The sequence below is a fragment of the Mesotoga sp. genome, assembly GCF_035363035.1.
Lineage (GTDB): Bacteria > Thermotogota > Thermotogae > Petrotogales > Kosmotogaceae > Mesotoga.
Map to the genome: position 1 here is coordinate 1 of NZ_DAOSEH010000156.1, position 2,840 is coordinate 2,840.

At 53.1% G+C, this 2,840-nt stretch carries 3 protein-coding genes and 1 pseudogene; 2 read left to right on the top strand and 2 right to left on the bottom strand.

The features are described from left to right. Both PKX57_RS11900 and PKX57_RS11905 read left to right on the top strand, forming a co-directional pair. A pseudogene (locus PKX57_RS11900) lies at window positions 1-245 on the top strand (carbohydrate ABC transporter permease); the annotation flags it as partial. Window position 246: 1 nt separating this feature from the next. Continuing rightward, window positions 247-1,407, top strand: a complete 1,161-nt coding sequence (locus tag PKX57_RS11905) for an exo-beta-N-acetylmuramidase NamZ family protein (RefSeq protein WP_472414769.1) — start codon at window positions 247-249, stop codon at window positions 1,405-1,407. Here the strand turns inward: PKX57_RS11905 and PKX57_RS11910 are convergent. Together PKX57_RS11910 and PKX57_RS11915 are read right to left on the bottom strand one after the other, a co-directional pair. Continuing rightward, entirely contained in the window at window positions 1,394-2,263 is an 870-nt protein-coding gene (locus tag PKX57_RS11910) for a BadF/BadG/BcrA/BcrD ATPase family protein (protein ID WP_472417523.1), read from the bottom strand. The two genes, PKX57_RS11905 and PKX57_RS11910, sit on opposite strands and share 14 nt — an antisense overlap. Beyond that, window positions 2,260-2,840, bottom strand: a 581-nt coding sequence (locus tag PKX57_RS11915) for a GntR family transcriptional regulator (protein WP_472417524.1), incomplete at its 5' end; no start/stop codon positions are given. The genes PKX57_RS11910 and PKX57_RS11915, both read right to left, overlap by 4 nt.

The window sequence follows — 2,840 nt, forward strand, 5'->3', positions numbered from 1 at the left end:
TTTCGATCGTGGCGATAGTGAGTTTCGTCAATGTCTGGAACGACTTCTTCTTCCCGCTCATATTCATAAACGACAAATCGAAGGCCACCATAACGCTCGCCGTTTCGATCTTCTTCGGAGAATATTCGAACCAGTGGCCGCTTTTGTTCTCGGGGCTCACGCTCGCAATCGCACCGACCATAATACTCTTCCTGCTTTTCTCCAGACAGTTCATCACTGGAATGACCCAGGGAGCGATAAAGTGAGGTGTCTGAACTGAAAGTGAAACTGGGAATAGACAACTTTCTAGAGAGAGAGGACTTCAAAGGAAAGAGGCTGGGCCTTCTGACGAACTCGACGGGAATCAACGGCCGGTTGAAACAGAACATCGACCTGATCGTGTCGTCGGGATTCGATCTGGTCAAGCTGTTCGGCCCCGAGCACGGTATATCCGGCGCCGCCCCTGACGGAGTCGGGGTGGGAAACGCAGTCGATCCAAGGTACGGCATCCCGGTTTATTCACTCTTCGGGGAGATTTACAGGCCCACCGAAGAGATGCTCTCAGACCTCGACCTCTTCGTGTACGACATTCAGGATGTGGGACTGCGCTTTTACACGTACATCTACTCGCTGGCCTACTCGATGGAGGAGTGTGCCAGAAGGGGTATCAAAGTAATCGTCCTAGACAGGCCGAACCCGCTTTCCTGCAAAGTCGAGGGACCTACTATCAAGAAGGGCTTCGAGACATTCGTGGGAGGTTACGGCCTCGCGCTTAGATACGGCCTCACTGTCGGGGAACTGGCGAGGTATTACAACGCCGCCTTCAACATGGGAGCGGATCTGGAAGTCGTTCCGATGGAAAACTACGACAGGAATATGTACTTCGATGAAACGGGACACCTCTGGAACACACCGTCGCCGAACATACCTTCCTTCGAGCATGCGCTTCTCTACACGGGCTTTTGCCTTTTCGAAGGCACGAACCTCTCTCTGGGCAGGGGAACGGTACATCCCTTCAAGTACATCGGCGCCCCCTGGATAGACCCGGAGCTGCTCTACAAAGAAGTGTCGCGATTGAACCCGCCGGGCGTAGCCTTCCGTGAAAGATCCTTCATACCCTCGGCCTTCAGACTCTCGAACAGGGCGTGCCACGGGCTGGAGTTTTTCGTGACCGACAGGAAGCGTATAGAACCGCTCGAACTGGCGATCGATATCATATCGACCGTGCGAAGAGTGTATCCGGAAGAATTCCAGTGGGATCTCCAGTACCACGGAGCCGACGGCAGATATCATTTCGACCTGCTGATGGGTGAGAGCCTCTACCGCAAAAAAATCGAAGAGGGGGCCGCTTCGAAGGATTTTGTGGCTATCTGGACCGACGAAGAGCGGAATTTCGAGGAATTTATAAAGCCCTTCAGGATCTATTGAGCGTGTCGAAAACCTGCTTTGCCAGTATTTCGTCGACGTTTCCCTCGAAGAGGGAGATCTTGTGCCCTCCGAGCGCCCGGGTGAATCTCTCGCGATAGTAGGCCGACTGGAAAGAACCCCCGTGGACGCTTATCGAGTCAACGGGTCCGGTTTTTTCGAGAACCTTCAGAGTTCTTCTGGCGAGCAAACCGATTCCCTCATCGACGATCTCTCTGACCAGGGGCGTTGGCTGCTCGAGAGCCACTTTGCTGAACGATGCGATCTTCGTTTTGAAATCCTGAATTATTGTAAGGTTAACGAGTTTCTCTATGCTTTCCACAGAATAAAATTCCAGCAGCAGGTCGAAGATCGGGTCGTGCGGCAGCAGCCCATCCCTGTACCTCAAAGCGCAGGTTATTATCTCCCTGGACATCCAGAAACTGCTTCCTTCATCGTCGAAGATATGCCCCCAGCCGCCCGATCTAAACGGAGTTCCTTCGTCGTCGTGGCCATAAACGGTAGAGCCGGTTCCGGATATCACCACAACTCCCCTTCCGCTGCCCACAGCCGCCCTGTAAAGTCCTTCGATATCCATCATCACTTCGATCGAAGCTCCGTAGAAGGCCGTCTTCAGGGCGCCGCTCAGCTTATCTTTCCTTTCCTGGTCTCCGGCTCCGGAAAAGGCCGCAACGATCACGTCGGGCATCCAGAGATCACTCTTAACCATCGAGAAGATAGAGATCAGATACTCCATACTGACGGCCGTCAGATTCACTCCGGTCCGGTAACTCTTTCTGAGCTGTCTATCTCCGGAAATAGCCGTAACCCTTAGGTGCGTACCGCCTCCGTCCATCGATATAACACTTTTAACGCTCATTCGACTCTCCTTACCACTTTTAACCTGTAACGGTCTCCCCGGTAAACCGACTTGACCATTTCCACGCAAAGCCCGTGATCGGTGTATGTATGACGTTCTCTGGCTATCGCGAAGTTTCCTTCCTTTACCTGAAGATGCCTGGCCTCATCTCTGGTCATCCGGCAGACTTCTATAGTCTCCTGCGCGTGGTCGAGCACGATACCCAGTTCGCTTTTCATTATGTAATAGAGAGACTCCTTCGACATATCTCTCTGAACGACATTCAAAATCCGTATATCCACCATCGGATTGAGAAAGGCCCTCTCCATGCCGTAAGGTTCACCGTCCAGATACCTCACTCTCTCCAGAACCACTACCATGCCGCCCGAAGGGATCTCGAAGAGCTCCGCAACGTCCTCTTCGGGAGCTACGAGCGTATTTTTCAACACGAGAGAAGTGGCCTCTCGTCCGTCGCGTTTCGCCTCCTCGGTGAATCCGGTGAGGGTCCCTATTTTCTCTTCGTGCTTTTCCTCCAGCACGAAGGTTCCGCGTCCCTTCGAAGCCTCGATGATCGACTCTCTCTTGAGCTCTTCCAGAG